Annotated in this window: 24 protein-coding genes and 1 tRNA gene; 17 read left to right on the top strand and 8 right to left on the bottom strand. The window is 70.4% G+C overall.

The genetic code is table 11. From position 1 onward, the window contains the following. The first annotated feature begins 1 nt into the window (after nt 1). The 3 genes from M3M55_RS12735 to M3M55_RS12725 are packed head-to-tail and all read left to right on the top strand — an operon-like array spanning nt 2 to nt 1,966. Nucleotides 2-1,108, top strand: a complete 1,107-nt coding sequence (locus M3M55_RS12735; RefSeq protein ID WP_249009879.1) for a GAF domain-containing sensor histidine kinase — start codon at nt 2-4, stop codon at nt 1,106-1,108. Nucleotides 1,109-1,119: 11 nt separating this feature from the next. Beyond that, the gene (locus M3M55_RS12730; protein ID WP_249009878.1) at nt 1,120-1,692 is read left to right on the top strand and encodes a response regulator transcription factor; all 573 of its coding nucleotides are present in this window, start codon (nt 1,120-1,122) and stop codon (nt 1,690-1,692) included. Between the two features lie 52 nt (nt 1,693-1,744). Beyond that, nucleotides 1,745-1,966: a hypothetical protein gene (locus M3M55_RS12725; RefSeq protein WP_249009877.1), complete on the top strand. Its 222-nt coding sequence runs from the start codon at nt 1,745-1,747 to the stop codon at nt 1,964-1,966. Here M3M55_RS12725 and M3M55_RS12720 read toward each other — a convergent pair. Both M3M55_RS12720 and M3M55_RS12715 read right to left on the bottom strand, forming a co-directional pair. Further along, the gene (locus tag M3M55_RS12720) at nt 1,953-2,864 is read right to left on the bottom strand and encodes an NADP-dependent oxidoreductase (RefSeq protein ID WP_249009876.1); all 912 of its coding nucleotides are present in this window, start codon (nt 2,862-2,864) and stop codon (nt 1,953-1,955) included. The genes M3M55_RS12725 and M3M55_RS12720 overlap by 14 nt on opposite strands. Beyond that, the gene (locus M3M55_RS12715; RefSeq protein WP_249009875.1) at nt 2,865-4,064 is read right to left on the bottom strand and encodes an AarF/UbiB family protein; all 1,200 of its coding nucleotides are present in this window, start codon (nt 4,062-4,064) and stop codon (nt 2,865-2,867) included. Nucleotides 4,065-4,209: 145 nt separating this feature from the next. On the opposite strand from M3M55_RS12715, the gene M3M55_RS12710 reads away from it, so the two are divergent. Beyond that, nucleotides 4,210-5,730, top strand: a complete 1,521-nt coding sequence (locus M3M55_RS12710) for an alkaline phosphatase family protein (RefSeq protein ID WP_249009874.1) — start codon at nt 4,210-4,212, stop codon at nt 5,728-5,730. 3 nt (nt 5,731-5,733) lie between these two features. On the opposite strand, the gene M3M55_RS12705 is transcribed toward M3M55_RS12710, so the two are convergent. Then, nucleotides 5,734-6,546, bottom strand: coding sequence for a cytochrome c oxidase assembly protein (locus M3M55_RS12705; RefSeq protein ID WP_249009873.1), 813 nt, complete (start codon nt 6,544-6,546; stop codon nt 5,734-5,736). A gap of 164 nt (nt 6,547-6,710) precedes the next feature. Between M3M55_RS12705 and hpf the strand changes: the two genes are divergently transcribed. Together hpf and secA are read left to right on the top strand one after the other, a co-directional pair. After that, nucleotides 6,711-7,085 (top strand): ribosome hibernation-promoting factor, HPF/YfiA family, encoded by a 375-nt coding sequence (hpf, locus tag M3M55_RS12700; RefSeq protein ID WP_249009872.1) that lies wholly within the window; start codon nt 6,711-6,713, stop codon nt 7,083-7,085. A gap of 156 nt (nt 7,086-7,241) precedes the next feature. After that, nucleotides 7,242-10,136 carry a preprotein translocase subunit SecA gene (secA, locus tag M3M55_RS12695; RefSeq protein WP_305883302.1) on the top strand — a complete coding sequence of 965 codons (2,895 nt, stop codon included), beginning with the start codon at nt 7,242-7,244 and terminating at the stop codon, nt 10,134-10,136. Here secA and M3M55_RS12685 read toward each other — a convergent pair. Further along, on the bottom strand, nt 10,114-10,857 hold the full coding sequence (locus tag M3M55_RS12685) for a hypothetical protein (RefSeq protein WP_249009871.1): 744 nt from the start codon (nt 10,855-10,857) through the stop codon (nt 10,114-10,116). The genes secA and M3M55_RS12685 overlap by 23 nt on opposite strands. Nucleotides 10,858-10,938: 81 nt before the next feature. Here M3M55_RS12685 and prfB point away from each other — a divergent pair. The 4 genes from prfB to nadA all read left to right on the top strand — a co-directional run bounded on the left by prfB (nt 10,939) and on the right by nadA (nt 15,486). Further along, a protein-coding gene (gene prfB, locus M3M55_RS12680) for a peptide chain release factor 2 (protein WP_249009870.1) occupies nt 10,939-12,061 on the top strand; the annotation gives its coding sequence in 2 pieces (ribosomal slippage) (nt 10,939-11,022 and nt 11,024-12,061; 1,122 coding nt in all). Beyond that, nucleotides 12,058-13,545: an aminotransferase class I/II-fold pyridoxal phosphate-dependent enzyme gene (locus M3M55_RS12675; RefSeq protein WP_249009869.1), complete on the top strand. Its 1,488-nt coding sequence runs from the start codon at nt 12,058-12,060 to the stop codon at nt 13,543-13,545. Before prfB ends, M3M55_RS12675 begins: the two co-directional genes overlap by 4 nt. Nucleotides 13,546-13,564: 19 nt before the next feature. Continuing rightward, nucleotides 13,565-14,440 carry a carboxylating nicotinate-nucleotide diphosphorylase gene (gene nadC / locus M3M55_RS12670; RefSeq protein WP_249009868.1) on the top strand — a complete coding sequence of 292 codons (876 nt, stop codon included), beginning with the start codon at nt 13,565-13,567 and terminating at the stop codon, nt 14,438-14,440. Continuing rightward, the gene (gene nadA / locus M3M55_RS12665; protein ID WP_249009867.1) at nt 14,440-15,486 is read left to right on the top strand and encodes a quinolinate synthase NadA; all 1,047 of its coding nucleotides are present in this window, start codon (nt 14,440-14,442) and stop codon (nt 15,484-15,486) included. The genes nadC and nadA overlap by 1 nt, the downstream gene beginning before the upstream one ends. Nucleotides 15,487-15,494: 8 nt before the next feature. On the opposite strand, the gene M3M55_RS12660 is transcribed toward nadA, so the two are convergent. Continuing rightward, the gene (locus M3M55_RS12660) at nt 15,495-17,132 is read right to left on the bottom strand and encodes an ATP-binding cassette domain-containing protein (RefSeq protein WP_249009866.1); all 1,638 of its coding nucleotides are present in this window, start codon (nt 17,130-17,132) and stop codon (nt 15,495-15,497) included. Between the two features lie 235 nt (nt 17,133-17,367). Here M3M55_RS12660 and M3M55_RS12655 point away from each other — a divergent pair, with 235 nt between their 5' ends. Then, complete coding sequence (locus M3M55_RS12655) at nt 17,368-18,153, top strand: hypothetical protein (protein ID WP_249009865.1); 786 nt, start codon at nt 17,368-17,370, stop codon at nt 18,151-18,153. Then, nucleotides 18,146-19,204, top strand: coding sequence for an RNA polymerase sigma factor (locus tag M3M55_RS12650; RefSeq protein WP_249009864.1), 1,059 nt, complete (start codon nt 18,146-18,148; stop codon nt 19,202-19,204). The genes M3M55_RS12655 and M3M55_RS12650 overlap by 8 nt, the downstream gene beginning before the upstream one ends. A gap of 83 nt (nt 19,205-19,287) precedes the next feature. Here the strand turns inward: M3M55_RS12650 and M3M55_RS12645 are convergent, their stop codons facing one another. The 3 genes from M3M55_RS12645 to M3M55_RS12635 all read right to left on the bottom strand — a co-directional run bounded on the left by M3M55_RS12645 (nt 19,288) and on the right by M3M55_RS12635 (nt 19,994). Next, nucleotides 19,288-19,695: a type II toxin-antitoxin system VapC family toxin gene (locus M3M55_RS12645; protein WP_371878698.1), complete on the bottom strand. Its 408-nt coding sequence runs from the start codon at nt 19,693-19,695 to the stop codon at nt 19,288-19,290. Continuing rightward, complete coding sequence (locus M3M55_RS12640) at nt 19,667-19,888, bottom strand: type II toxin-antitoxin system CcdA family antitoxin (protein ID WP_249009862.1); 222 nt, start codon at nt 19,886-19,888, stop codon at nt 19,667-19,669. Before M3M55_RS12640 ends, M3M55_RS12645 begins: the two co-directional genes overlap by 29 nt. Nucleotides 19,889-19,920: 32 nt before the next feature. Next, nucleotides 19,921-19,994 (bottom strand) — tRNA-Met (locus M3M55_RS12635). Nucleotides 19,995-20,109: 115 nt separating this feature from the next. On the opposite strand from M3M55_RS12635, the gene M3M55_RS12630 reads away from it, so the two are divergent. Genes M3M55_RS12630 through aspS form a run of 5 tightly spaced genes read left to right on the top strand, consistent with a single transcriptional unit; the run spans nt 20,110 to nt 25,044 of the window. Next, entirely contained in the window at nt 20,110-20,949 is an 840-nt protein-coding gene (locus M3M55_RS12630) for a hypothetical protein (RefSeq protein WP_249009861.1), read from the top strand. 5 nt (nt 20,950-20,954) lie between these two features. Continuing rightward, complete coding sequence (locus M3M55_RS12625; protein ID WP_249009860.1) at nt 20,955-21,335, top strand: hypothetical protein; 381 nt, start codon at nt 20,955-20,957, stop codon at nt 21,333-21,335. Next, the gene (locus M3M55_RS12620) at nt 21,332-21,982 is read left to right on the top strand and encodes an MBL fold metallo-hydrolase (RefSeq protein ID WP_249009859.1); all 651 of its coding nucleotides are present in this window, start codon (nt 21,332-21,334) and stop codon (nt 21,980-21,982) included. The genes M3M55_RS12625 and M3M55_RS12620 overlap by 4 nt, the downstream gene beginning before the upstream one ends. Before the next feature lie 36 nt (nt 21,983-22,018). Further along, on the top strand, nt 22,019-23,287 hold the full coding sequence (gene hisS, locus M3M55_RS12615; RefSeq protein WP_249009858.1) for a histidine--tRNA ligase: 1,269 nt from the start codon (nt 22,019-22,021) through the stop codon (nt 23,285-23,287). After that, nucleotides 23,284-25,044 (top strand): aspartate--tRNA ligase, encoded by a 1,761-nt coding sequence (gene aspS, locus M3M55_RS12610; RefSeq protein WP_249009857.1) that lies wholly within the window; start codon nt 23,284-23,286, stop codon nt 25,042-25,044. The genes hisS and aspS overlap by 4 nt, the downstream gene beginning before the upstream one ends. Nucleotides 25,045-25,077 lie beyond the last annotated feature (33 nt).

Here is a 25,077-nt window from a genome sequence, read left to right as displayed (position 1 = left end):
GATGAACCGCACGCCGACGCTCTTTGCCGGAGTCGAGCCGCTCGAGGTGTTCGTCGAGCTGCTCGCCGAACTGGACGTGGAGACGACTTCGACGGAGTTCTATGACCGGATCTGTGAGGCGATCTGCCGGCTGACGACGATGCAGCGGGCGGCGATCTTCATGTCCCACGGACGCGGCCACGCCGTCCGAGCGGTGGGCGCGCACGGAACCTCCTTCGCCGAGCTGGCGGCGATGCGCCCGACCCTGTGGGGCGCACCGCTCGCCCGCCGGGCCCTGCAGGCGGATGAAGTGGTGATTGTCCGCACCGGCATCAAGGCGGAGATCCCGGCCGAGTACGCCGACCAGCTCGGCATCTCGACGCTGACCTGCACGCCGCTGTCGGCCGCCGGTCGCGCCTACGGCGTGATCCTCGCCGACCGCGGCGGCGGCGAGTTCGATCTCTCCGACGGGGAACGCCACCTCCTTTGGACACTCGGCAAGACGGCCGCTCTCGTGGCCACCGCTCGGATCACCACGCGCGAGGAGGAGCAGGCTCGGCGGCTCACCGAACGGCTTGACCTCGCCCGCGAGATCCACGAGCGGGTGATCCAGCGTCTGTTCGGGGTGTCGCTCGCGCTGACGGCCCCCCACCTCGACGACGCCCAGCGGGAACGCTCACGGACCGAGTTGCAGGAGGCGATGGGCGAGCTGCGCGCCGCCCTCGAACGGCCCCTGGCGATCCGTGACCCGGACGAGCACGGCTCCCTCGCCGCCGAGCTCGAACGGCTTGCGGGGGTGCAGACGATCGCCGGGGCGGAGATCACCGTGCACTGGCCCGCCGGGGTCGCCGTCCCGGCCAGCCATGAGGTGGCTGCGCAGTCGTTTCTCACCGAGGCGCTGCGCAACGCCAAGAAACACGCCTCCCCGACCCAGATCGAGGTGACGGTCACCAACGATGGTGAGACGTTTGCCCTGCAGGTCCGCAATGACGGGGTCGCCGCTCGGCCGCGTGGGGCGGGGATGGGGCTGCGGCTCGCGGCCTTCGAGGCGCTGTCGCTCGGCGGGGTCGTCGAGTTCGGAGAGTGTGAGGACCGCTCATGGCGGGCTCGGCTGGTCCTGCCCGTCTGAGGGTTCTCGTCGTGGACGACCATGACGTCGTCCACTGGGGATTGCGCCTGCTGCTCGGCTCCCAGCCGTGGGTCGAGCGGTGCCTGGCGGCCCGTAGCGGAGCGGAGGCGCTCGCGCTCACGCGCCGCTTTGAACCGAGCGTCGCCCTGGTTGACCTGTTCCTCGCCGGCGAGTCGGGGGCGGATGTCTGCGCGGCGATCCGCGCGCAGTCCCCCCACACCCGGGTGCTGCTCATCTCCGGGGCCGGCCGCATGTCACCGGCGGCGGCGAAGGCGGCCGGCGCCTCAGGCTTCGTCTCCAAGGACCTCGAGGCCTCCGAGCTCGCCCGCGCGGTGCAGCTCGTCGGCTCGGGGCAGACGCTCTTTCCGACCAAGTCCGCCCAGCCCGAGCCGCTGCTCACCGAGCGCGAGCGCGAGGTGCTCGAGCTGATCGCTGCCGGGGAGACGAACGCGGAGATCGCCCGGCGCCTGTTTCTCAGTCCGCACACGATCAAGGAGCACACGAGCGCGCTCTATCGCAAGCTCGGGGCCCGCAACCGGGCTGAGGCCGTCCAGCTCGCCCAGCGGATCGGCCTGCTCGCCTGACCCTCGTCAGCCCGGCTCGGGGCGGCATCGCCGGCGGCGTACCATCTGAGCTGTGGCGATGGTGATCGGTGTGGTGGTGGTATTGGCCGGGGTGGTGATCGGCTGGTGGACGGTGGCCGGCAGCGGCATCCACAACCGGCCCTACAGCGGGGCGGACGCGCCCGGTGCCGACCACCAGTTCGGCGAGAGCCCGCTCGACTCGCCGTGGCAGATGAACGAGTGGAGCCGCGGCACCCAGTCCCGGGCCCGCCGCCGGCGCGTCAATCGAGGCTGAGCACGAGCTTGACGGCCCCGAGGTGGCCGGCCTCTGACCGCGCCTGTGCGGTTGCGACCTCGGCGAGCGGGTGGACCTCGACCGCCGGTGGTCGGTAGGCCCTGCGGTCGAGCAGTTCGGCGACGGCGGTGAGCCCGTAGAAGGCGCTGTTCTGACCGCTCGCGGTCACCCCGTGGTCCCCGGCCCCGTCGAAGTCGGCGATCGTCACGACCCGCGCCGGGTCGCCGGTGAGCGCCACGAGGTCACCGAGGACTCCGCCGCCGGCCGCGTCGACGGCCGCGTCAACTCCGCGCCCGTCGGTCATCTCGCGCACCCGGCCGAGAAGGCCCTCCCCGTAGGCGACCGGCTCGGCTCCCAACGCCTCCAGCCGCCCATGGTTGGCCACCGACCCGGTTCCGATCACGCGGGCGCCCCGGGCGCGGGCGATCTGCACCGCACTCTGGCCGACCGCCCCGCTCGCGCCGTGGATGAGCAGGGTCTGCCCCGCGGAGCCCTCAGCGCCGATGCCGACGAGATCAAGGACGCGGAACGCTGTCTCCAGGGCGACCGGCAGCCCAGCCGCAGTGATGAGGTCAAGTCCCGCGGGGATCCGGGCATAGTGGGCCGACAGGGTGTAGTCGGCCGCCCCCCCGCCGATCGCGAACCCGTACACGGTGTCCCCGACCCGAACGTCGGTCACCCCCTCACCGAGCGCGTCGACGTGTCCGGCGACCTCGAGCCCGACCCGCCTGGGCGGCTCTCCGCCCATCAGGCCTCGGCGCAGCTTCCAGTCATAGGGGTTGACACCGGCGGCGGCGACAGCGATCCGGATCCGGCCCGGCCCGGGCTCGGGCACGGGGGCGTCGATGATCTCGAGCACCTCGGGGCCGCCGAAGGCGGAGAAGGAGACGGCGCGCACCTAGGCCGCCCAGCCCCGGGTGAGCGCGTCACGCGCAAGCTCGAGCCAGCTTCCGGTCGCCCCGAGGTAGGCGAGCTGGGCACACAGCTGCCCGATCGCACGGGCCGGGTAGAGGTCACCGGGAGGCAGCCGGGCGGCGAGCGCGAGTCCGAGCACCGCTTCCTCCTGGTCCTCGAGTCGGCTCAGGACGCCGTTCACCGCGGCGATGTCGAGGCGGGAGGGTGCGGGCTCGCCGAGCGGCCCGAGCACCGCCCGGGTGACGGTGAGGGCCGACTCGCCGGAACCGGGGGCGAGTACCCCGAGCGCGACGACGGCGTCATCGAGGGCGTCCGCGTCGCCACGGAGGAATGCGTCGAGAACGGCGAGCGCGTGATCGGCCCGGGATCGGTCGACGGTGGCGACCGCCCCATAGTCGAGCACGCCGACGCTTCCGTCGGCCAGCAGCCGCAGGTCGGCACGATCGAGGTCACAGTGGACCAGCCCCTCCCGAAGCCCGCCGACAACGAACGTCAGCAGCGCGGCGGCGACGGTGTCGGCCCGTGAGCCGACACCGTCGAAGAGCGGCTGGCCCTCGAGCCACTCGCTCACGAGCACCGTCTCGTGACAGAGCTCGCTCACGGGGGCGGGCGCCCGGACCGGGCCACTGCGGAGGGCGCGGTGGAAGCGGCGCATCATCGTCGCCTCGTGTTCGAGATCGAGCTCATCCATCACTCGCTCGCGGACCTCGCGGACGAGCCCGGCCGGATCGAGGGCGGGGAACGCGCCGGCGAGCGGGGTGAGGAGCCCGTCGAGCAGGGCGAGGTCCTGGCGAACCGCCGAGGCGAGCCCGGGACGGAGCACCTTGATCGCGACCGAGCGGCCGTCGTGGACGCCCCGGTGCACCTGAGCGATCGCGGTGACGGCGACCGGATCGATCTCAAGGGAGTCGAGGGTCGCCTCGACCCGGCGGACCCCCCAGGCGTCGCGGAGAATCGCCTCGACCTCACGGATCCGGAGGGGGGCGGCGGCCGCGACGGTGGCCGCCTCGATGGCGCTGCCGACCGGGCCCGCGAGCGGTTCGCGGATCCAGCTCGGGTGAAGGTTGGCCCCGAGGCGGGTGAGGACGAGCCGGCCGGCCGTCGTCGTCCGCGCCAGCCCGAGCGCGACGCCGATCAGCGCCTCGATCTGGGCGGCGGCGTCGGCAGCGGCGGAACTCGGCATCACCAGTCATGCTAGGGATGAGTGCGGCGGAGGCTGTCGTGCGTGCGTCGGCGAACGCTGGCGATCACCGCTTGGTGACAACTGGTCACGTTCTCCTCGTACGCTTAGACCGTCAGGGATGTCGACCGGCACGGGGAGAACGTCAATGAGCAGATCGAGGCACAGCATCACCGCATGGGCCGTGCTGGCCGCGGCGGTCCTCGCTGGCGTCGTCTTCACACCGGGTGGCGCGGCGACTGCCGCCGTCCACCGTCAGATGGCCAGCGCCGCACCCGACGCCAGCGCCGCACCCGGCTTGCCGCCGATCCGCCACGTCTTCGTGATCGTGCTGGAGAACGAGTCGGCCTCCACGACGTTCCCGGCGAGCGGACCGTCGCCGGTGCCCTATCTCGGTGACACGATGCGAGCCGAGGGGGCGTTTCTGCCGAACTACTACGGCACCGGGCACGAGTCCAACGACAACTACATCTCGATGGTGAGCGGTCAGGCGCCGAACGTCGATAACTCGACCGACTGCCAGAACTATGTGAACTTTCCGACGACCGCCACGACCGGGCCGCCCTATCACCAACAGGAGGGCGAGGGCTGCGTCTACCCGGCCGACATCCCGACGATCGGCGCCCAGCTGGATGCGGCCGGGCTGAGTTGGCGCGACTACAACGAGGACATGGGGAACATCCCCTCACGGGAGTCCTCGACCTGCGGCCACCCGCCCGTCGGCGCGCGCGACAACACCCAGAGCCAGGTCGCCGGGGACGCCTACGCGACCCGGCATGACCCGTTCGTCTACTTCCACAGCGTCATCGACAACACCGCCTACTGCGACAGCCACGTGGTCAACCTCAACGTGTTGAACCAGGACCTCAAGAGCGCGGCGAGCACCCCCAACTACGTCTACATCACCCCCAACCTGTGTCACGACGGTCACGACGCGACCTGCAAAACGCCTGGAGAGGATGGTGGGCTCGCCGGAATCGACCAGTTCCTCTCCACCTGGATCCCGAAGATCACGCACTCACCGGCCTACCAGGATCAAAACGGGCTGATCATCACGACCTTCGACGAAGCCTCCGGCTCCGATGGCTCCTCCTGCTGCGGGGAGATCGCCGGACCGGGCGAGCCGCTGCCCGGGCTGTTTGGCCATGGTGGCGGTCGGGTCGGCGCGGTCCTGTTGTCGCCCTGCATCGCACCCGGGACCGTGTCGAAGACTCCCTACAACCACTACGCGATGCTCGGTTCGATCGAGAACCTGTTCGGCCTGTCCCATCTCGGCTACGCCGGGCTGCCGGGCGAGAACTACTTCGGCTCCGACGTCTTCACCCGGCCATCGTGTGCTGATCCCCCGACCGTCGGGTTGACCCTCAGGCCGCCGGGGCGGCGCTCTCGCTCTGACCGGCTCACGGTGAACGTGCACGTCGGCGGCGGCGACCGGGGGGTCGAGGACATCCTTCAGGAACGGGCTCGGTACGGCCGGCGCTGGACGGGTTGGCGGACCATCGCCCGCGGCGGTGGCGGTCTCCGTGACCGGGTCGTCGTACGCCGAGGCGTGACCTACGGGTTCCGGGCCCAGGCGACGAACGCGCTCGGGCTGGTGAGCCCGTGGGAGACGCGTACCGTCCGGCTCCCGAGGCGCCGTCCGGCGCGTCGCCGGGCACGTCGCCGCTGAGAGCTAGACCGGCGTCGCGTCGTAGCGCTCGCGACGCTTGAGGTCGCGCTCGGACTCATTCAGCGCGCGGACGAAGAAATAGCCGACCCCGATCCCCATCACGATCGACTGCTCGAGGGTCATCACGAGCCCGGCGATGTTCTGGTCGACGACGGCGCTCAGGCCGAAATAGTGGATGTGGTGCTGGTAGTAGGGGTAGAAGGAATAGGGGGCGAAGGCGAGGGCGATCCCGAGCCCGCCGACGGTCAGCTTGGTGATCACCATGTAGCTCACCGGGCCGAGTCCACCAAGGTGGTTTCGGGCCTTGATCGGGGAGAGCAGGTGCCACCAGTACATGACGCCCGCTGTGGCGAAGCAGGCGTGCTCGAGCACGTGGATGAGCGGCTGGCGCAGCGCGAGGTCGTACATCGCCGGGATGTGCCACACCAGCATGAACCCGATGTAGGCGAGGAGGGCGAAGACCGGGTAGCCGAGCACGCCGATCCGCTGCTCGATCACGGTCACCCGACGGGTCACCGGCCGCAGGATGCCCTTGGTGAGGCTGAGCACGAGGGTGATCGGCATGATGTCGAGCAGCAGCAGGTGCTGGATCATGTGGACGAACAGCAGGTCCGTTGACCAGGTGTCGACGGGTGAGATGAGCGCCACGAGGATGCTCAGCATGCTGATGACGAACAGCGTCAGGCGCCCGTAGCCGGGCGGGTGGGGCTGGCCGGGCTGGCGGGCCCGCCGCCAGCCCGTTCCGTAGGCGAGGCTGAGCGCGGCAACGCCGACGATCACGCTCGGCTCGAAAGTCCAGGTCAACGGCGGGGTCACGGTCCGATTGTTTCACTCTGGCGCCCCGGCCGCCCCGCGACGCTTATCGAACCCATGTCCAGCGCGCTCGACATCCGGCGCGCCAGGGTGTATTAACTGGAGATTGCACCTAGCGTGGCCGCGCCGCCACAGTGGGGCGGCCACCAGACCCTAGGAGGTCATCGATGCGAATCGATGTCAAAGGCCGCAACATGCCGGTGACCGACGAGCTCAAGGAGCACGTGTCCCGCAGGTTCAGGGTGGTCGACCGTCAGGTTTCCTCCCTCGCGCAACTCGAGGTCGAGGTCTTCCACGAGCCGAACCCGGCGATCGCCGACTCCGAGGTCGCCCACGTCACCCTCCATCTCAAGGGCGTGACCCTCCGCGCGTGCGCGGCCAGTCGTGAGGTGCACCACTCGATCAACCTCGCCTCCGAGGAGCTTGCCGTGCAGGTCAAGCGCCACCGGGAGAAGCGCCGGCACCGGCGCCAAGCGCGCGCCATGGGCCGCTCCGCGACCGCTCTCTGGAGTGGTTCGGGCTTCGGTCCCAAGACCGCCTGAGCGCTCTCCCGGTCCGCGGGTCGCCCCGCGGAAGGGCCACCGGTTGGTGCGGTGCCTGCGCATCGCACCAACCGCCCCGGCCCGCGTGCCGCCGCCGCCCTCGGACTGGCCTCGCCACCGGGGCGGACCCGCGGGTGAGACCGCTACGCTAGACCCATGTCCCTGCTCGACCGCGCCCTCCGCATCGGCGAGGGCAAGAAGTTCAAGAGCTATGAGCAGCGTGTCGCCCGGATCGGTGCCTATGAGCCTGAGATGGAGGCCTCCTCGGATGGGGAACTCCGGGGGATCGCTGACGAGCTGCGTGAGCGCGCCCGCAACGGCGAGAGCCTCGACGCGCTGCTGCCGGAGACGTTCGCGCTCGTCCGCGAAGCGTCGCGGCGCACCATGGGGATGCGCCACTTTGACGTGCAGCTGATCGGCGGCATGGTCCTCCACGACGGGTCGATCGCCGAGATGCGGACCGGGGAGGGCAAGACGCTCACCGCGACGCTCGCGGTCGTGCTGAACACCCTCGGTGGGCGCGGGGTTCACGTCGTCACGGTCAACGATTACCTCGCCCGGCGTGACGCGCTGTGGATGAAGCCGATCTACGACTTCCTCGGCGTGTCGGTCGGGATCCTGCAGAACATGCAGCCCTATGAGGAGAAGCAGGCGGCCTATGCCGCCGACGTCACCTACGGGACGAACTCCGAGTACGGCTTCGACTATCTGCGCGACAACATGGCCGTCAGCCTCGAGCAGAAGGTCCAGCACGGTGGACGGGCCCGGCCGGCCGGCGGCGGATCGGCCGCACACGCCTACGCGATCGTTGATGAGGTCGACAACATCCTCATCGACGAGGCACGGACTCCGCTGATCATCTCCGGCGCCCCCGAGCAGGCGGCCGACATCTACGTGCAGTTCGCCAAGCTCGCGAAGGTGATGGAGCCGGGAAAGACTCCCGAGGGGCTGCTCCCGCCCGAGCGCAAGGCGTTCGTCGCCGACTTCGACTACGAGTTCGACGAGAAGTACAAGACGGTGTCGGTGACCGAGCGCGGCGTCGCCAAGGCGGAGCGCTTCCTGCGTATCGAGCACCTCTACCGGGCCGAGAACGGCCACCTCGTCAACCACCTTCAGCAGGCGCTCAAGGCCGAGTCGCTGTTCAAGAACGGTGAGGACTACCTCGTCATCGACGGCGAGGTGAAGATCGTGGACGAGCACACCGGACGGATCCTCGAGGGCCGCCGCTGGTCAGAGGGGCTTCACCAGGCGATTGAGGCCAAGGAGGGCGTGCGGATCCAGGAGGAGAACCAGACGCTCGCCTCGATCACCTACCAGAACTTCTTCCGGATGTACGACAAGCTCGCGGGCATGACCGGAACGGCGATCACCGAGGCGACCGAGTTCATGAAGATCTACGACCTCCCGGTCGTCCAGATCCCGACCAACCGCCCGATGCAGCGTGACGATCGCAACGATCAGGTCTACAAGACCAAGGAGGGCAAGTGGACCGCCGTCCTCCGCGAGATCGAGGCCCGTCACGCCAAGGGGCAGCCGGTGCTTGTCGGAACGATCGCGGTTGACGTCTCTGAACTGCTCTCGGCTCGGCTCAGGGCGCGGGGGATTCCGCACACGGTGCTCAACGCCAAGCCCGAATACGTCGAGCGGGAGTCCGAGATCGTCGCCGAGGCCGGTCAGCCCGGAGCCGTGACGATCGCGACGAACATGGCCGGCCGCGGTGTCGACATCAAGCTTGGTGGGAACCCCGAGCACATGGCGACGCTGGCGGCGCGGTCGCTCGGGCTCAGTGACGGAACTCCCGAGTTCGAGGCCCAGGTCGCCGAACTGCTGTCCCGCTTCGAGGCCCAGGTGGAGGACGACCGTGCCCGCGTCGAGGCCGCCGGCGGCCTGTGCATCATCGGCACCGAGCGCCACGAGTCGCGCCGGATCGACAACCAGTTGCGCGGCCGGGCGGGCCGCCAGGGTGATCCCGGCGAGTCACGTTTCTTCCTCTCGGCCGAGGACGACCTCGTACGTCTGTTCGCCGGGGACCGCATCTACCGGATCCTCGATCGGCTCGGGACGACCGACGCGGAGGGCAACGAGGAGCCGATTGAAGCCGGCATGCTCTCCAAACAGATCGAGAAGGCGCAGAAGAAGGTGGAGGAGAACGCCTTCCTCGCCCGCAAGCACACCCTCGAGTACGACGACGTCCTCAACGAGCAGCGCCGCGTCATCTACACCTACCGCGACGAGATCCTCGAGGGTCGCGATATGCGTGAGGCCGCCCGGGATGAGATCGCCAACCACGTCCGCAGGCTCGTCGCCGAATACGCCGGCGGCGACTTCGTCGACGACTGGGACATCCCCGGGCTGCTGACCCAGGTCCAGGAGATCTTCGTCCCCTCCGACGCCCTGATGGAGTCCCTCGTTCCCGGTCAGCTTGACCGCGACGATCTCGAACAGCGGCTCGTCGGTGAGGCGATGTCTCAGTATGAGGCGCGCGAACAGGTCTTCGGTGAGGAATGGATGCGTGTCGTGGAGCGGTTCCTCCTGCTCCAGACGATCGATCAGCGCTGGAAGGAACACCTTCACGACATGGACTACCTGCGCGAGGGTATCCACCTGCGCAGCCTCGGCGGCATGTCGGTCACCGATCCGCTCGTCAACTACAAGAATGAGGCATTCAGCCTGTTCGGGGACCTGATGAACCTCATCTGGAGCGACTTCTCCCGGCTCATCTTCCACGTCGCCCCCGCCGACCCGGTTCAGGACCCCGCGACCGCGCCGGCGCCCGCCCCCCGGCGGGCGCCGTCCTCGAGTTCGGCGACCGGCCGGGCGCGGGTGAGCTACTCCGGCGGGGCGGGGCTCCGCGGCTCCCAGGCGATCGCCGCCGCGGCCGCCGCCTCCGGCCCCGTCAGTGACGCCGAGCTCGGGCCCGAGCCGGCCGGGAACGGCGGGGCGCCGGTTGCCGTTCAGCAGCGGACCGTCGATGCCGAGCATGAGCTCGGCCGCAACGACCCGTGCTGGTGTGGGTCGGGGAAGAAGTTCAAGAAGTGCCACGGGGCCTGAGGCCCCGGCCGGCCGGCTGAGCCGCGGCGAGTTCGGCCAGCGCCGCGAGAATGCCGGCACCGTCGCCGGGGACCGTTCGTTGTTCCGCGGTCATCCCGACCGGGCCGTTGACGGCCGCCCAGTCCTCGAGCAGGCGCTCGGCGGCGATCACGCCGTTCTCGGTCACCGAACGCAGCGCCAGCCGGGTGCGCAGTCCGGGCCGCCGACGGCCCGGCCGCGGAGGGTCAGAGAGAATCAGTGGGACCGCTTGTGCCGGGACCGGCGTGAGCCGCCGGCTCGCCTCACGGGCGGTACCGCCGAGCAGCAGCAATCCTGAGAGCGGCTGGACGCCCTCCCGGGCGACCCGCTCGGCGAAGGCCGCCCCGTTCTCGCCGTGCCCGACGAGGTAGGGCGGGTCGGCACGGCACTCGCCGCGCCGGCGCAGGTGCGCGATCAGCTCGGTGAGGAAGGCATCATCGTCGGCGCCGTCGCGCCGCCCGGTGCCATGGTCGTCCCAGACTCGCTCGAGCGCGTCCGGAAAAGCGATGTTGAACCCCGCCGCAGTCGCTGAGGCGGCGAGGCCGCTGGCGTGGGCGAATCGCCGCCCCGTCTCACCACGGTCGTGCAGCGCGATGATCAGCGGCGCCTCGCCGCGCGGACGGACGTCCGGCAGCCAGAAGCTCCGTTCACTGCCGACGACGTCGATCGAGCGCATCTGCAGATGGTCGTCAAAGGCCGGCACGGCTTCGATCCTAGTGTGACGCCGTGGTTGGGACCGGCCCGGGGGCGGTGGTCGATGACGCTGCTAGGCTCGGCTCCCGGCATGAGTTCCGCGCCATCCACAGAGCCTCTCGGGGAGAGACTCGCTGCCATCCGCGCGCAGTTGAAGCTGCTCGCGGACTATCTTTGACCCGGCTGGGCTGAGCGAGCGCGTCAGTGCGCTGGAGGCGGAGATGGCCGAGCCCGGGTTCTGGGACACCCAGGAGCGGGCGGCCCAGGTCAGCTCCGAGCACGCCCGGGCGTCTCGCAAAATCGACACCTTCTCCCGGCTCGAGCGCGACGCCGAGGATCTTGACGCGCTCGCGGAGATGGCCGAGGAGGACCCGAGCCTGTCCTCGGAGCTGCTCGAGCAGGTCGCCTCGGTCGAGGCGCGTCTCGCCGCGCTGGAGGAGGAGCGTCTCTTCTCCGGTCGCTACGACGCCGGCGACGCGATGGTGAGCGTCAACGCCGGCGCGGGAGGCACCGACGCCCAGGACTGGGCCGAGATGGTCCTGAGGATGGAGATGCGCTGGGCGGAGAAGCGCGGCTTCAGCGTCGAACTGCTCGAGGCCTCCCCCGGGGAGGAGGCCGGAATCAAGTCGGCGACCTTCGCCGTGCACGGGGAGAACGCCTACGGGCTCTACGGCGCCGAGAAGGGCGTTCACCGGCTCGTCCGCCTGTCGCCGTTTGACTCGGCCAACCGGCGCCAGACCTCCTTCGCCGGCGTGGAGGTCTCCCCGGTCGTTGAGGACGTCGGTGAGATCGCCATCGACGAGGACGACCTCCAGGTCGACACCTACCGCGCGTCGGGGGCGGGTGGCCAGCACGTCAACAAGACCGACTCGGCGATCCGCATCACCCACCGTCCGACCGGGATCGTCGTCCAGTGCCAGAACGAGCGCTCCCAGACCCAGAACAAGGCCCAGGCGATGGCGATGCTCCGCTCCAAGCTCGCTGAGCGCGCCGAACGGGAACGCCGCGAGGAGATCGCCCGTGAGAAGGGCCAGGCCCAGGACGTCAACTTCGGCTCCCAGATCCGCTCCTACGTGCTGCACCCCTACACGATGGTCAAAGACCACCGCACCGACTTTGAGATGGGGGACGCGAACCGGGTGCTCGACGGTGACCTCGACGGGTTCGTCCGCGCTTACCTGCTCGCCGCCGCAAACGCCACACCCGCGTCGTGAGCGCCTTTCCGGCCGGCCAGCCGACCGCCCCCTACCTTGACGCGGTCATCAGCTACGGCTTCCGTGGCCCGGCGCGCTTTCATGTGCCCGGGCACAAGGTGAGCGGGGCGGATCCCGGTCTGATCCACGCCTTCGGGGCCGACGCGCTCGCCCTCGACATTCCGCAGGACATCGAGGGGATCGACATCGGGCCGCGCCCGACCCCCTATGAGCGAGCCGAGGCGCTCGCCGCCGCCGCCTACGGGGCGGACCGCTGCTGGTTCCTCACCAACGGCGCGAGCCAGGGCAACCACGCCCTCGCCCTCGCCCTCGCCCCGCTCGGAGCACGAGCGGTGGTGCAGCGCAACTCCCACGCGAGCCTCGTCGACGGTCTCGTCCTCTCCGGCGGGCTACCGGTGTTCGTCGCGCCCGAGTACGACGCCGAGCTCGGGATGGCCCACGGCATCACGCCCACCGCGCTCGCGGCCGCCCTCGACGCCGCCACGCAGGCGACCGCCGCCTTCATGGTCTCGCCGACCTACTACGGGATGGCCGCCGACATCGCCGGCTGTGTCGAGGTCGCCCACGCCCACGGGGTCCCGCTGATCGTCGACGCCGCCTGGGGAGCGCACTTCGGCTTCCACGCCGGGCTGCCCGCCTCACCGCTCGCCCTCGGCGCCGACGCGATGCTCGCCTCGACGCACAAGATCGTCGGGTCGCTCACCCAGTCGGCGATGCTGCTCGTCTCCGGCTCGGGACGGGTTGACGTCGGGGCGGTCGCCCGCGCTGTGCGGCTCGTCCGCTCGACCTCACCCTCGGCGCTGTTGCTCGCCTCCCTCGACGGGGCGCGCCGCCAGCTCGCCGTGCACGGGGAGATGCTGATCGACGCCACCATCGCTGCCGCCGCTCGGGTGCGTGGCCTGATCGAGGCGATTCCCGGCTGCCGTGTCGTCGGGGCCGAGCAGGTCGGCCGCCCGGGCGTCGCCGGCTGGGACCCGCTCCGCCTCGTCATCGACGTCCGCGGTACCGGTCACACTGGCTATGAGATCGCCGAGGCATTGCGCAGCGGCTATGACATCCACCTCGAGCTGTCCACCCATCAGGCGATGGTGCTCGTGCTCGGGCTCGCCCAACCGCTGGAGCCGCTGATGCGCTTCGCCCACGACCTCGCTGAGGCGGTGCGGCTTCTCGCCCCGGCCGACCCGGCTGCGCGAGTGAGCGTGCCACCGCCGCCGTCCGGAGCCGCCCCCGCCGTCGTGGCGCCGCGTGAGGCGTTTCTCGGAGCCAGTGAGGCGGTGCCGGTCGATGCCGCCGTCGGACGGATCTCGACCGAGTCGATCGCCGGCTACCCGCCGGGTATCCCGACCCTCCTGCCGGGCGAGCGGATCACCGCCGAGGTGGTCGGCTACCTCCGTGCCCTCACCGCCGCGGGCGCGCGCCTGCACGGCGCCGCCGACCCGAGCTTTGCGACCGTGCGCGTCCTTGCGGGCTCCCTTTCCGCCTGAGCCCGGATATCCTGCCCGCGTGCCCGCCAAGATCGATCCCGCCGTGCTTGACGCGCTCGTCGCCCGGGCGCTGGCTGAGGACATCGGCAGCGGTGACGTCACCTCTGAGGCGACCGTCCCGGTGGAGCAGCGAGCCCGGGCCCGGATCACCCAGAAGGCGCCCGGCGTCATCTACGGCCTCCAGCTCGCCGAGCGCTGCTTCCTCGCCCTCGACCCGGCGGCCTCGCTGACCCGGCTCAGTCCCGAAGGGATCTGGCGCGAGCGCGGCCCGGTGCTCGAGATCGAAGGCCGCGCCCGGGCGCTGCTGGCCGCCGAGCGGACCGCGCTCAACTTCCTCCAACGCCTGTCGGGGGTCGCGACACTGACCCATCGCTGCGTCACCTCCGTCGCGGGGACACCCGCTCGCATCCTCGACACGCGCAAGACGACCCCCGGACTGCGGCTCGTTGAGAAGGCGGCCGTCGTGGCGGGGGGCGGCACCAACCACCGGGTCGGGCTCTTTGACGCGATCCTGATCAAGGAGAACCACGTCACCCTCGCCGGGGGCGTTGCGGCGGCGCTCGCGCGTGCCGCCGCTGACCACCCTGGGATGCTCGTTGAGATCGAGGCCGAGACCCTCGCGGAGGTGGGAGAAGCGCTTGAGGCGTGGGCGACGCTCGCCCCTGAGGACGGCTCGGGCTCCGGCTTTCGCATCCTCCTCGACAACATGGATCCCGACGAGCTGAGGGCGGCCGTCACGCTCGTCGCCGGTCGTGCCGAGCTTGAGGCCTCCGGTGGCTTCAGCCTCGAGACGATTCGGACCGTCGCGGACACGGGCGTAGACTTCATCTCGGTGGGCGCTCTCACCCACAGCGCCCCCGCTCTCGACCTCTCACTTCTGCTGGAGCCGATCTGATGAACGCCCTCCCGATGCTCGGCGACCGACCCACCGCGGCCACCGGGCCGTTGCTGCTCGAGAACATCCCCGGCCTGCAGCGTGAGGTGCGGCAGCTCGCCGCCGCCCGCGGTGCCGTCATTCTCGCCCACAACTACCAGCTTCCCGAGATCCAGCAAGTCGCCGACTACGTTGGTGATTCGCTCGGCCTCAGCCGCTGGGCCGCCGCGACGGACGCCCCCGAGATCATCTTCTGCGGTGTGCACTTCATGGCTGAGACTGCCTCGGTGCTGAGCCCTGACAAGCGGGTGGTGATCCCCGACGCCGATGCGGGCTGTTCGCTTGCCGACTCGATCACCCCCGAGCAGCTGCGCGAGTGGAAGGCCGCCCACCCGGGCGCGGTCGTCGTCATGTACGTCAACACGACGGCGGCGGTCAAGGCCGAGACCGACTACTGCGTCACGTCCGCCAATGCGGTCCAGGTCGTCTCCCACATCCTCGCCACCCACGGTCCCGACACGGAGATCCTCTTCGGTCCCGACATGTTCCTCGGCGCCTACGTCGAACGGACCCTCGGGGTGAGCCTGCACGTCTGGGACGGCGAGTGCCATGTCCACGCCGGGATTCGGCCCGACGACATCAACGCCGCCCGGGCCGCCCACCCGGACGCCGACTTCCTCATCCACCCCGAGTGTGGCTGCTCGACCCCGGTGCTCGAGTACGTCGCCGCAGGTGACGTCGCCGCAGACGGCGTCCACCTCCTCTCCACCGGCGGCATGCTCGCCTACGCAGCCGACCAGGCCGGCCAGGTGACCGTCGATGGCGTCCCGCGGCGGACCGCGATCGTCGCCACCGAGACCGGCATGCTGCACGGTCTCCGGGAGGCGGCCCCGAACGTCGACTTCATCGCCGCCAACGAGGCGGCGTCGTGTCGCTACATGAAGATGATCACCCTTCCCAAGCTCCGGGACGCTCTCACCGGCAACGGTGGGGCGGAGGTGAAGGTCGACGCCGATCTGGCCGCCCGCGCCCGCGTGCCGATCGAGCGGATGGTCGCGATCGGCTGATTCGCGGGTCAGTTGCCGATCCGGCCCAGCACCGTCCGCGAGGTGAGGACGAGGACGACGAGCCCGATGCCGACCATCAGCAGGATCGGGGCCGACGGGCTCGCCGAGAACGAGTTGGGGGTGAGCCCGGTGACGCTGGCCAGGCTCGCGCCGAGGCGCTGCCCGAGGCCGATTCCGCTGCCGAGAGCGTCAAAGGACCAGCGTCCGACGAGCAGATCGGAGATCGCCCGGAACGGGGCGGGCATCGCGCTGATCGGGATCAGCGCGCCGGCGAGCAGCAGCTGGGGGATCATGATCAGCGGCGTCGCGCCGATCGCGATGTCCGAGTTGCGCGCCCACGCCGACAGCCACAACCCGAAGCAGGCGGACGCGAGCCCGGTGACCATGCACCCGACGACGACCCATCCGGTGCCCTGGGGCATCGGCTGGATCGCCACCACGACGATCGCCAGCAGGCCGGTCTGGATGAGGATGACGGGGAACAGGGTGAGGCATTTGGCGACGATGTACACGTCGATCCGCAGCCCGACCGCGGTCTCTCGCCGTACGGTGTCGAGCTCGGCGACGATGTCGCGGCAGGCGCTGATCGTGCCGAGCCAGATGCTTGCGGTGAGCAGGAGAAAGCTGATCAGCACCCCGTAGTAGGGGCCGAGATTCGGGTCGACGACGGCGCCGTGAGGGAGGACGAGGGCGATCGCCAGCCCGATGATCGGCGCCTGTCCGATCAGCACGGCGAGATTGCGCGACTCACGGAGCCGGCACAGCGCGGACCGCTCGGTCATGATCGACAGCTGGCGGATGAACCCCGGCGGGGGACCGAGGGGGGAGGGACGGTGCAGCTCGCCGAGAGAGGGCGTGCCCGTCGGCGCGAGGTCCGGCCGGCCGGCGAGCTCCTCGAGCCGGTCATAGATCCCGTCGACGCCGTCAACGGCGAAGTAGCGCAGCAGCTCGTCCAGGGTCCCGACGCACTGGAGCCGCCCACCGGGGGCCATCACGGCGATCCGGTCACAGAGCCGCAGGGAGGCCGTTTGGTGGGTGGCGGCGAGGATCGCCCGTCCCTGGTCGGCGAGTCCGCGCAGCAGCCGCATCAGGCGGCGTTCAAGGGCGGCGTCGAGGCCGCTGCCGGGCTCGTCGAGGAGGAGCACGTCGGGTTGGCCGACCAGTTCGACGGCGAGGGCGACCCGACGGCGCTCCCCTTTGGAGAGGCTGTGGATCCGCTGCTCGGACTGGGCGGTGAGCTGGAGATCGTCGAGCACCCGGGTGACCGTCTCCTCGAGCGTGTCGGTGCTCGCGTCCGCCGGTCCGCGGAGCGCGGCGGCGAACAGCAGCTCCTCGACGACGGTGAGCTCGTCATGGAGTGGGTCCTCGCTGGGGACATAGCCGATCCCGTAGCGCTGCTGGGTGCTCGATTCGGCGAGGGTGATCACCCCAGAATCAAGGGGTCCGCTGCCCGACAGGGCCTGCAGCAGCGTCGTCTTGCCCGCCCCGCTCGGCCCGATCAGTGCGACGAGCTCGCCGGCACGGAGATCGAGGGAGACCTCGCGCAGCAGCACCCGCTCCCCGTTGAGGACGGTGAGGCCGCCCGCTTGGAGCACGGCGACGCCCCGAGGCCGGAGGGGACCGGAGATGAGCGCGCCCGCTTCCACTGACTGGGGTGTATAGCGTCCAACGCACCGGGCCGGGTCACTCGAACGAGGGAGGCGCATCGGCCGTGGGTGGCAGCCGGGTTCCGCTCAAGCGGCCCCTGGAAGGGCGACGAGAAGCCGTTCTTCGCCGCTCCTTAGGGCAAAATGATTCTCTGGTCCGTCCGATGGCCGGATCACCGGACTCCGTCGGACGGATGTCGAGCAACGGTTGGAGGGGTCAGTTGGAGGGGTCTGAGTGTTAGCTGGAGTTGCCCGCTGGAAGTGGGGCGCGCTGCTCGTCGCAGCGATCCTGCTCATCCTCGCGATCGTCGCCACGGGGAGCTCGAGCGTGGCGATCGCGAACGTCAACGGCACACCGATCACGCTCGCCGCCTACCGCGCCTGGTTGTCGACGGAGGTCGCCTCCCTGCACGCGAGCGACACCGCGATCCCGCCGTTCGTACCGGATCCGCCCAGCTACGCGCGCTGTATCGCCTACGTGGACGGGCACCGCTCCAGCGGCGCCAAGGCGCTCACGCACAACCAGGCGAAACTCACCTGCTCGACCCTGCGCGCCGTCCTCGCCGAGGACGTGATCACGATGCTCGTGAGCTCGCAGTGGTATCTCCAGCAGGCTGCCCGGGAGCACATCACGATTTCTGCGGCGGCCGTCGACAAGGCCGTCCACGGCTCCTTCCCCAAGGCGAGCGCCCTCCTGCACTACCTCGACACCGAGAAGATGACCCAGGCCCAGCTGCGTTACGAGGCCCGGGCAGGCTTGGCGGCGGACAAGCTGGCGGCTCGGCACAGCGGTCCGACGCCGACGATCAGCGCCGCCCAGATCGCCGCCTACTACTCGGCGAACAGGACGTCGTTCCCCAAGGAGTCACTCACCCAGGCGACCCCGGTGATCCGGGCGACGTTGATCCAGTCCGCGCAGGCCCCGGCCCTCGACAAATACCTCGGGACCGTGCAGAAATACTTCCTCGTCCGGACGACGTGTGCGCACGGCTATCGCATCGCCGGGTACTGCCATGCCTGACCGTTACCGGGAGTTGACCCCCGACCAACAGGCCGTCTTGTCGCTGTTGATCCGGCAGGGCCGCCGCTACGACCAGGTCGGGTCGATGCTCGGAATCCCGCCGGAGGCGGTGCGCGGTCGGGCCCACGCCGCGCTCGCCAATCTGGCGGTCCCACCGGCGGCGGTCTCATCCGACGAGATTGCTCGGGTCGGGGACTATCTGCTCGGCCAGGTCGATGAAGCGGCACGGATCGAGACGTTGTCGGCGCTGATGGACGACGACTCCTCGCGGGTGTGGGCGCAGGGGGTCTCCGATGAGCTCCGCGCCCACGCGACGGTGCCGCTGCCGGCCGTCCCCGACGCCGGTTCCCCGCCGACGCCCGATCGGTCCCGGGCCCCGCGCGAGAGCCCGTCCGAACCGGCCGTCGTGCCGCGCCGGTCCGATTCGACGCTGGCGGCTGGTCGGCGACACGCCGGGGCGTCGCGCCGTCCGGCACGTGAGGGAGGCGACGTGCGCCGTCGCGACGCCGGCAACGGACGCCGACCCGATCGAGGCGTCGCCGTGCTCGCCGCGGCGGCGGTGCTCTTCGTCGCCGCCGCCGTCCTCTACGTGACCGGCTCGGGCAGTGCCACTCCACCGGTCGGCCCCGTCCCCGCCAACGCGGCGACCGCGACGAGTACCACCGCGGCCGGCACCACCGTCACGTCGGGAGCGAACAGCCCCCAGATTCTCGACACGCTGGCGCTCGCGCCGGCCTCCTCCGGTTCGCACGCGACGGGCTCCGTGGAGGTCGTCAAGACGAGCAGCGGCAACGTCCTCGTGTTCACCGGCTCGGGCCTCCCCGCTCCGGGCAGCAGCCACTACGTGCTCTGGCTGTACAAGTCCGCCTCCGACTACAAGGCCCTCGGGCTCGTTCCGAGCATCACGAACGGGAAGGTCGGGCCGGTCCAGATCACCCTCCCGGCCGACGCGTCCAACTACACGGGCGTCCTGCTCACCCTCGTCTCAGGGGCCAAGGCGTCCTCGGCCGGTTCGGTCGTGCTGATCGGCAACGGGTCCTCGGCCCTGTGACGGCGCCGCACGGATCTGGTCCAAGCTGACGCCGGCAACGAACGCGGAGCACAGGCGCGGTCATCGCCGAGGCCGGCCGTCACTCAGCTGACGAGGTCCGCCGCCGTGCTCCGGGCGAGGCGCGCGTCCGTCGTCACGAGCACGGCGCCGAGTACGGTGCTCAACTCGACATAGAGAGCGTCGACGAGCCGCAGCCGGTCACGGGCGGCCCATGCTCCAATCAGGAGTCCGGCAAGGGGATGTCGGACGATCGGCGCGACAGCAAGCTCGTTCAGTGATGTCGAAACGATCGTCGCGTCGAGCTCGCCTGCGCGATGCAACCGGCCCACCGCGGAGAGAACCTCAGCGTCGAAGTGCGCCGGTGCATGCAGCTCACACCCGCGAAGACGGGCGCGCGTCGCTCTTCCCAGCTGTGTGCCCATCAACGCCTCGACCATCGCCGACGAATCGAGTACAACGCTTTCAGGCACCGAAGTCCTCACGCGCCTCATCGAGGGCGCAGATCACGCGCTCGTGAGCGACGTCGCGGGCCGGCAGCCGCTCGAGCCGATCAAGCCAACGGTCGGTGTCGACGCTGGCGAGCGCGCCACGGAGTGCATCCTGGGTGACGCCCGAGATATTCACCCCCGCCGCTCGTGCGCGCTCTGCGAGCTCGTCCGGAAGATAGACGTTGACCCGAGCCATGCGCACACAATACACACATGGTGCCCGGGGTATGCCGGAGGAGGGACTCGAACCCCCGACACGCGGATTATGATTCCGCTGCTCTAACCGACTGAGCTACTCCGGCAGGGGCCCGGAGAGTGTAGTGAGCCCGTGGGGGAGGGCCCACGGACCGCGGGGCCCCACCGTGCAGCGAACTCGTCCCGCCCGGTCCGCCGGCATCAGCGCGTACGCTGGCGCTTGTGACGCTGCTCGCGGTGCCGAACGTCTCTGAGGGCCGAGATGAGGCGCTCATCCACGCGATCGCCACGGTGATGGGGCGGCGGGCGACGCTGCTCGACGTCCACACCGACGCCGACCACAATCGGAGTGTGTTCACGCTCGCCGGATCGGCGGGTGAGGTCAGTGATGCGCTCCTGGAGGGCGCGAAGGTTGCGGTGGGCCACGTTGATATGACTGCCCACTCCGGGCTCCACCCATGCGTCGGCGCCCTCGACGTTGCCCCGATCGTCTACCTCTCAGAGGCCGACCGTGGCCTCGCCGGAGCGGCTGCGCTGCTGACCGCCGACCGCATCGCCGAGGCCTGCGCCGTCCCGGTGTTCCTCTACGGCGAGCTGACCGATGGGGAAGTTACCCGGGCGACCCTGCGCCGCGGCGGGATCGCTGAACTGGGCCGCCGGATCGACGCCGGGGAGTTGTGGCCAGACTTCGGCCCGCCCCGGCCGCACCCGACCGCCGGGGCGACGCTCGTCGCCGCCCGACCGCCGCTGGTGGCTTTCAACTACGAGCTGGCCGCGCCGGCGACTCTCGCGGACGCTCGAGCGATCGCTGCCGAGATCCGCCGGTTGCCGGGGGTGCGGGCACTCGGACTCGCGCTCTCCACCGGGGTCGTGCAGGTGTCGACGAACCTCGAGTCCCCGGCGGTCAGCTCACCCGCCCGGGTGCTCATGGCGATCGAGGCGTTCACCCCGGTCGCCGCCGCCGAGCTTGTCGGCCTCGCCCCGGCCCGGTTCCTTGAGGACCTTCCGTCGCGGCTGACGGTCAAGCACCGCTGCAGCCTCGAAGAACGACTACCCTCCTAGGTGCCGTGGCCCAGACGAAGAAGAAGCGCCAGACCAAGCATCGCGGCAACGCCGCCGGGATGATCGAGGCGCGTGGCCGCACGACCCGGCCGTTGCCCGCCGACGTGCGCAAACGCCAGGCCAAGGCGGAGGCGCGTGAGCAGCGGCTCAGCCGCCCGCCGTCGTGGAAGGTTGCGCTGCGTAACTCGGCGATCATGGCCGCCTTCATCTTCATCTTCCTGCTGCTGACCAACCACCCCAAGCACGGGAGCGCCGTTCCCGCAGCCCTCGTGGTCGCGATCCTCGCCTTTGCCATCTACGTGCCGGGCAGCTTCTACATGGAGAAGTTCATGTGGAAGCGCCGACTCAAGGGCGCGCCCGCGGCGGGAACCAAGCGCGGCAGATGAGCGTCGAGGTCACCACCCTCACCGTCGGGGCGCTGCAGGAGAACTGCTACATCGTCCGGCGCCCTGGCGCCGAGACGGCGCTGATCTTCGACCCGGGGGATGAGGCCGAGCGTATCCTCGCCGCCCTGGAGGAACGGGGGATCAGCACGGTCGCCGCGATCCTGCTCACCCACACGCACTTCGACCACGTCGGCGCGGTCACGCCGGTCCAGGCGGCGACCAGCGCCCCCGTCTACTGCCCCGTGCGGGAAGCCGAGATCCTCGCCAACATCAACGACTACGTCCGCTTCCCTGGCTTCGGTCCGTTCGATTCCTATGTCGCGGACGAAACCGTCGCCGGTGGCGAGTCCCTTGAGCTCGCGGGCCTCACCGTCGACGTCCACTTCACCCCCGGCCACAGCCCCGGCCACGTCACCTACGCGCTTCGGGAGGAGAACACCCTGCTCTCGGGCGATGTCCTGTTCATGGGCAGCGTCGGCCGCGTCGACCTTCCCGGCGGGGACTGGCCGACCCTGCTCGCCTCCATCGACGGTCTGCTCGGCGCCTATCCGGATGATGCGACCGTCTACCCGGGCCACGGGCCGATCACCACGCTCGGGCACGAACGGGCGAGCAATCCCTTTCTCACCGAGCTCGCCCACCGGTGAGGTCGATCCGAGGCAACCCCCTCCGGTGACCGCGAGATGATCGAGGCGCCGAAGGGGACACACGACGTCCTGCCGGAGGAGAGCGCCCGCCGTGAGGCGCTCGAGGGGCAGCTGCGCCGCGTGCTCGGGTCCGCCGGCTACCGGCGGATCGACACCCCGATCTTCGAGGCGACCGAACTGTTCGCGCGCGGGGTGGGGGAGTCCTCCGACATCGTCCAGAAGGAGATGTACACCTTCTCCGACGCGGGTGGGCGCAGCCTCACCCTCCGCCCGGAGGGCACCGCGTCGGTCTGTCGTGCCTACATCGAACACGGCATGCACAAGCTCGCCGGACCGCAGAAGTTCTTCTACCTCGGGCCGTTCTTCCGGGCCGAGACGCCCCAGCGGGGCCGCCAGCGCCAGTTCTCCCAGATCGGGGCGGAGGTGATCGGTGCCGACTCCCCCGAGACCGACGCCGAGCTGATTCTCCTCCTCGCCGAGCTGCTCGAGGCCGTCGGGGTCCATGGCACCCGCCTGCGGATCGGCTCGCTCGGCACGCCCGAGCTGCGCGCCGTCTACCGTGCCGAGCTGCGCGAGTACCTCCGCGTCCACGAGGCGGAGCTGCCCGCGGAGGTCCGCGCCCGGATCGACCTCAACCCGATGCGTGCCTTCGACTCGGCCGCCGCCGCCGCGGTGATGGCGGGCGCGCCGCGGCTGCTGGACCGGCTCGGTCCCGAGGACGCCGAGCACTTCCACACCGTCTGCGGGCTCCTCGACGGTGCCGGCCTCACCTATGAGATCGACCCGACGCTCGTGCGCGGCCTCGACTACTACACCCGCACGCTGTTCGAGTTCACCTCCGACGCCCTCGGTGCCCAGTCCGGCGTCGGCGGCGGCGGCCGCTACGACGGCCTGATTGAGGCGCTCGGCGGCCAGCCGACCCCCGGGGCGGGCTGGGCGGCCGGAGTCGAACGGATCCTCCTCGCCGCCGAGGCGCCGGCCCCCACCGCTCCGGCCCCGGATCTGTTCGTGGTGCCGGTGCCTGTGGGTGCACCGGCACCAGCGCCCCCCGCCCCGGCGGCCTCGCCCCGGGCGGTCGCCTTCTCCCTCACCGGGGCGGCCCGCCACGCCGGACTGTCGGCTCAGCTCGAGCTCTCCGGGCGGTCGGTGAAGGCGGCCCTCAAGCACGCCGACCGTCTCGGCGCTCGTTACGTTGCCCTGATCGGTGAGGAGGTCGCGCTCAAGGAGATGGAGTCCGGGCAGCAGCGCACCCTCGCTGGGGCTGAAGATGTCATCCCCACGATCTTGAGAGGACACCGGCTGTGAGGTTTCCCTTGACCGCCAACGCCTACCGGGACGCGTGGGCGGCCCAGCTCACCGCCGCTCGGGCGGGCTCCCGCGCCCGCGTCGCCGGCTGGGTGCACCGCCGCCGCGATCACGGCGGGCTCATCTTCATCGACCTGCGTGACCGCTCGGGAATCGTTCAGCTCGTTTTCCACCCCGACGGCGCCGGCTTTCAGTCGGCCCACCGGCTCCGCTCTGAGGACGTCATCTCCGCCGCCGGAGAGGTCGTGCTTCGTGACGCCGGAAACGTCAATCCGAACCTGGTGACCGGCGAGGTCGAGCTTGCCGTCAGCGACCTCGTGCTGCTCGCCGACGCCGACACGCCGCCGTTCCCGGTGGATGAGGACGGCCACGTGGACGAGAACCTGCGGCTGCGCCACCGCTCCCTCGACCTGCGCCGCACTCCGATGCGGGAGGCCCTCGAGCTGCGCTCCCGGGTGATCTCGGTCATTCGCGCGACGCTCGAGGAGCGGGACTTCCTTGAGGTCGAGACCCCCTTCCTCACGCGCTCGACCCCTGAGGGCGCCCGTGACTTCCTCGTGCCCGCCCGCAACAGCCCCGGCTCGTTCTTCGCTCTGCCTCAATCCCCGCAGCTGTTCAAACAGTTGCTGATGGTCGGCGGGCTCGAGCGCTACTACCAGATCGTCCGCTGCTTCCGGGACGAGGACAGCCGGGCCGACCGGCTGCCCGAGTTCACCCAGCTCGACCTGGAGATGGCCTTCGTCGAACGTGACGACGTGATCGCGGTTCTCGAGGCCGTGTTCAGCGCGGTCTTCACCGCCACCGGCTTTGGCCTGCCCGCGCCGCCGTGGGAGCGGATCACCTGGGCGGAGGCGATGTCCCGCTACGGCTCGGACCGTCCCGATCGCCGCTTCGGCCTCGAGCTGTGTGACCTCAGCACCGTTGTCGCCGGATCGGGGTTTCAGGTGTTCGCGTCCGCCCCGGCGGTGCTGGGTCTCAACGCCGGCGCGCGGGAGCTCGCCCGCTCGGAACTGGACGGACTCACCGAGTTCGCCAAGGCGAACGGCGCCAAGGGGCTCGTGTGGATGTTCGTCCAGGCGGACGGCACGCTGCGCTCCCCGGTCGCGAAGTTCCTCTCAGAGACCGAGACGGCCGGGATCTGTCGGACCCTCGACGCAGCCCCGGGGGATGTGCTGTTTCTCGTCGCGGACGAGCGGCCCGTCGCCACCGGCGTGCTCGGCGCGCTCCGGCTCGAGCTCGCCCGGCGCTTCGAGCTCGTCTCGCCCGGCAGCCACGACATCCACTGGGTGACGGACTTCCCGATGTTCAGCTCCGACGGCGCGGGGGGCTGGACGGCCGAGCATCACCCCTTCACCGCCCCGGCGGGTGATGACCTGTCGGACCCGGGGGCCCTGCTGTCGAACTCCTATGACCTGATCATCGACGGGTACGAGGTCGGCGGCGGCTCGATTCGCATCCACGACGGCGCCGTCCAGCGACGCGTGTTCGAGATCATCGGGCTCGACGCCGAGGCGGCCCAGGAGCGGTTCGGGTTCCTGCTCGACGCGCTGCGCTTCGGCGCGCCGCCGCACGGCGGGATCGCGATGGGGATCGACCGGCTGATCATGCTGCTGGTCGGCGCCGACAACATCCGTGACGTGATCGCCTTTCCCAAGGCGGTGTCGGGCGCGGACCCGCTGACCGACGCCCCCGCCGCCGTCGACGAGCACCAGCTGCGCGAGCTCGGTCTCGCGCTGGCGCCCCGGCCGGGACGCTGAGCCGGCGTCCAGACGACTTGGGCGCGCGACACC

The organism is Conexibacter sp. DBS9H8, from assembly GCF_023330685.1.
GTDB lineage: Bacteria > Actinomycetota > Thermoleophilia > Solirubrobacterales > Solirubrobacteraceae > Palsa-465.
This window is presented reverse-complemented; position numbering and strand designations above follow the sequence as displayed.

Excerpts from the sequence above, each read along its gene's own strand:
- M3M55_RS12710 (WP_249009874.1), top strand. The coding sequence starts at position 4,210 with ATGAGCAGATCGAGGCACAGCATCACCGCATGGGCCGTGCTGGCCGCG.
- M3M55_RS12640 (WP_249009862.1), bottom strand. The coding sequence starts at position 19,888 with ATGGCTCGGGTCAACGTCTATCTTCCGGACGAGCTCGCAGAGCGCGCA.
- M3M55_RS12620 (WP_249009859.1), top strand. The coding sequence starts at position 21,332 with ATGAGCGTCGAGGTCACCACCCTCACCGTCGGGGCGCTGCAGGAGAAC.
- secA (WP_305883302.1), top strand. The coding sequence starts at position 7,242 with ATGTCCCTGCTCGACCGCGCCCTCCGCATCGGCGAGGGCAAGAAGTTC.
- M3M55_RS12645 (WP_371878698.1), bottom strand. The coding sequence starts at position 19,695 with ATGAGGCGCGTGAGGACTTCGGTGCCTGAAAGCGTTGTACTCGATTCG.
- hisS (WP_249009858.1), top strand. The coding sequence starts at position 22,019 with ATGATCGAGGCGCCGAAGGGGACACACGACGTCCTGCCGGAGGAGAGC.
- M3M55_RS12735 (WP_249009879.1), top strand. The coding sequence starts at position 2 with ATGAACCGCACGCCGACGCTCTTTGCCGGAGTCGAGCCGCTCGAGGTG.
- M3M55_RS12715 (WP_249009875.1), bottom strand. The coding sequence starts at position 4,064 with ATGCCGAGTTCCGCCGCTGCCGACGCCGCCGCCCAGATCGAGGCGCTG.
- hpf (WP_249009872.1), top strand. The coding sequence starts at position 6,711 with ATGCGAATCGATGTCAAAGGCCGCAACATGCCGGTGACCGACGAGCTC.
- nadA (WP_249009867.1), top strand. The coding sequence starts at position 14,440 with ATGAACGCCCTCCCGATGCTCGGCGACCGACCCACCGCGGCCACCGGG.
- M3M55_RS12650 (WP_249009864.1), top strand. The coding sequence starts at position 18,146 with ATGCCTGACCGTTACCGGGAGTTGACCCCCGACCAACAGGCCGTCTTG.